The 3,099-nt window shown below is 63.2% G+C and carries 3 protein-coding genes and 1 pseudogene; all 4 read left to right on the top strand.

Translation table 11 applies throughout. The features are described from left to right. Positions 1 to 1,646: pseudogene (locus tag B4N44_RS11400) on the top strand (DNA-directed RNA polymerase subunit beta'); the annotation flags it as partial. Positions 1,647 to 1,990: 344 nt separating this feature from the next. Further along, positions 1,991 to 2,365, top strand: a complete 375-nt coding sequence (gene rpsL, locus B4N44_RS11395) for a 30S ribosomal protein S12 (RefSeq protein WP_007195682.1) — start codon at positions 1,991 to 1,993, stop codon at positions 2,363 to 2,365. A 53-nt stretch (positions 2,366 to 2,418) separates the two neighbouring features. Continuing rightward, complete coding sequence (gene rpsG, locus B4N44_RS11390) at positions 2,419 to 2,889, top strand: 30S ribosomal protein S7 (protein ID WP_007195683.1); 471 nt, start codon at positions 2,419 to 2,421, stop codon at positions 2,887 to 2,889. 41 nt (positions 2,890 to 2,930) lie between these two features. Beyond that, the coding region (locus tag B4N44_RS11385; protein WP_296700857.1) for a GTP-binding protein at positions 2,931 to 3,099 on the top strand (169 nt) is incomplete at its 3' end.

Raw genomic sequence — 3,099 nt, 5'->3', positions numbered from 1 at the left:
GCCGATACCGCGCTCAAGACGGCAAACTCGGGTTATCTGACCCGCCGTCTGGTCGACGTCGCGCAGGACATGGTGGTGCTCGAGGTGGATTGCGGCACCGAGGGCGGGTTGATCATGACCCCCATCATCGAGGGCGGCGACGTGGTCGAGCCCTTGCGGGAGCGTATCCTCGGGCGCGTGGCGGCCGTCGACGTCTATCAACCGGGCACCGAGGAGATGGTCTGCGAGGCCGGAACCCTGCTCGACGAGTCTTGGGTGGAGCGCTTCGAGACCTTCGGCATCGATCAGGTGCGTGTGCGCTCGCCGATCACCTGCGAGTCGCGTCTCGGCGTCTGCGCCCAGTGCTACGGGCGTGATCTGGCGCGCGGTCATCGCGTCAACCTCGGCGAGGCGGTCGGCGTCATCGCGGCGCAATCGATCGGCGAGCCCGGCACGCAGCTCACCATGCGCACCTTCCACANNCTGCACAACATCAAGGTGGTCGAGCATCATTCGGGCAAGAATCTGGTCGCGGTCTCGCGCTCGGGCGAGCTGACCGTGGTCGACGATCGCGGGCTCGAGAAGGAGCGCTACAAGGTGCCCTACGGCGCCAGTCTGCGTGCTGCCGACGGCGACCCCGTCAAACCGGGCGACGTGGTGGCCAACTGGGATCCGCATACCCATCCGGTCGTCACCGAGGTGGCCGGTAAGCTCGCCTTCGAGGACTTCATCGAGGGCGTGACGGTGCAGGGGCAGGTCGACGACGTCACAGGCCTGACCTCGCGTGTCGTCATCGATCCCAAGCAGCGCCCGTCGTCGGGCAAAGACTTGCGCCCCATGGTCAAGCTGATCGGGGAGGACGGCGCCGAGCTCAAGATTGCGGGAACGGATCTCCCGGCGCGCTACTTCCTCCCCGCGGGCGCCATCGTCGGCGTGGAAGACGGGGCCAACGTGGGTGTCGGCGACATCCTGGCGCGTATTCCGCAGGAGTCGAGTAAGACACGCGACATCACCGGCGGTCNNGGGCAAGCAGCGTCTGGTCATCACCATGGACGACGGGGAGACAGTCGAAGAGCTGATCCCCAAGTGGCGCAACGTCAACGTCTTCGAAGGCGAGCGCGTGGAGCGCGGCGAGATCATCGCCGACGGCGAGCTGGCCTCGCACGACATCCTGCGTCTGAAGGGCGTTACTGCCTTGGCCGAATATCTCGTCAAGGAGATCCAGGACGTCTATCGNNTCGTGCGTCAGATGCTGCGCAAGGTCGAGGTGACCTCGGCGGGCGACACCCGTTTGCTGCGCGGCGAGCAGGTCGAGCACGCCCACCTGATGGACGAGAACAAGCGGGTCATGGCCGAAGGCAAGCAGCCGGCACTCTATGAGCCTCTGCTGCTCGGCATCACCAAGGCGTCNNTCGGCCGCGTCCTTCCAGGAGACGACACGCGTCTTGACCGAGGCCGCGGTGCGCGGCTCCACCGACCGCCTGGCCGGCCTGAAGGAGAACGTCATCGTCGGTCGCCTGATCCCCGCGGGATCCGGTCTTGCGCATCATCAGGAGCGGCGCCGGCATCGGCAGATGGAGATGCCGGGCTCGGGCAAGGTCGAGATGGCGACCGAGGAGCTCGAAGAGGCTTTGAAGAAGGCGCTCAATACCTCCGAAGCAGGGTGACTGTGGATCATGCCTCGATGCGGGGCGCCGCCTCGGCGTCCCCGCGTCTTTCGTGTCGCACGCTATTGAAGCTGCCTACCGCATCGGCGCATAGTGAATGGCTAACCGGTTGACACCACCGGTCCTCCTCCCTATACTGCTCGGTCTCAGCTAGACGGCTCCGCGCCGTCTAGCCTCTTTTTTTCTAGGTCTGGTTCCTTGGTCTGGGCATCCATCCGCCCGGTCCCCGAGTCGATCGATCGCATACGTGCGGCTGTGCCGTCTTACCCAGTCGGCCTGCGGTCGCGCAAGAGTGATTTTACGCTTGTGTTTTCGGCGCCGTTGCGCCTTTGGAGACTGATTGCATGGCAACGATCAACCAACTCGTGCGCAAGCCCCGCAAGCGTGTCGTGGCGAAGAGCACCGTACCTGCGCTCGAAGCCTGTCCTCAGCGACGCGGCGTTTGTACGCGGGTTTATACCACGACCCCGAAGAAGCCGAACTCAGCTCTGCGTAAGGTTGCTCGCGTTCGCTTGACCAACGGCTACGAGGTTGCCTCCTACATTGGCGGCGAAGGCCATAACCTCCAAGAGCACTCGGTCGTTCTGATTCGCGGCGGACGTGTCAAGGATCTTCCTGGTGTGCGCTATCACACAGTGCGCGGCACGCTGGACACCTCGGGTGTCGAGAAGCGGCGTCAGGGGCGTTCCAAGTACGGTGCCAAGCGTCCCAAGAAGTGACCCGGTTGCGAGATCGGTCAGCCTAATTGAGTGAAATCGGAGTCTAAAACAACATGCCGAGAAGACGCGTTGCCGCCCGTCGCCAGATCCTTCCCGATCCGAAGCACGGAAGCGAGCTCCTGACCAAGTTCATCAACATGATGATGGAAGACGGCAAGAAGTCGGTCGCCGAGCGCATCATTTATACGGCACTCGATCAGGTGACCGAAAAGAAAGGCGGGCGCCCGGTCGAGCTGCTCGAGCAAGCAATGGACAATGTACGTCCGGCGGTCGAGGTCAAGTCCCGTCGTGTCGGCGGCGCGACCTATCAGGTCCCGGTCGAAGTGCGCTCGACGCGGCGCAACTCGTTGGCGATGCGTTGGATTATCGATGCAGCGCGCAAGCGCTCCGAGAAGTCCATGGCATTGCGTTTGGCCGGCGAGTTGATGGACGCAGCGGATTCTCGCGGTTCCGCCGTGAAGAAGAAAGAAGATACGCATCGGATGGCCGAAGCAAACAAGGCCTTCTCGCATTACCGCTGGTAACAGCGGGGACCGAGTTTCATTCAATCAGGGCGGATACAGTCGTGGCACGTAGCACCCCAATCGAGCGGTATCGCAATCTCGGCATCATGGCGCACATCGATGCCGGGAAGACAACGACCACCGAACGCGTTCTTTTCTATACGGGTGTTTCGCACAAGTTGGGCGAAGTGCACGACGGCGCCGCCACCATGGATTGGATGGAGCAGGAGC

It is taken from the genome of Thiocapsa sp. UBA6158, assembly GCF_002423035.1.
In the GTDB taxonomy this organism is placed as follows: Bacteria; Pseudomonadota; Gammaproteobacteria; order Chromatiales; family Chromatiaceae; genus Thiocapsa.
Note: the sequence above shows the minus strand (reverse complement) of the source record. Positions and strands in the feature narration are given on the sequence as shown.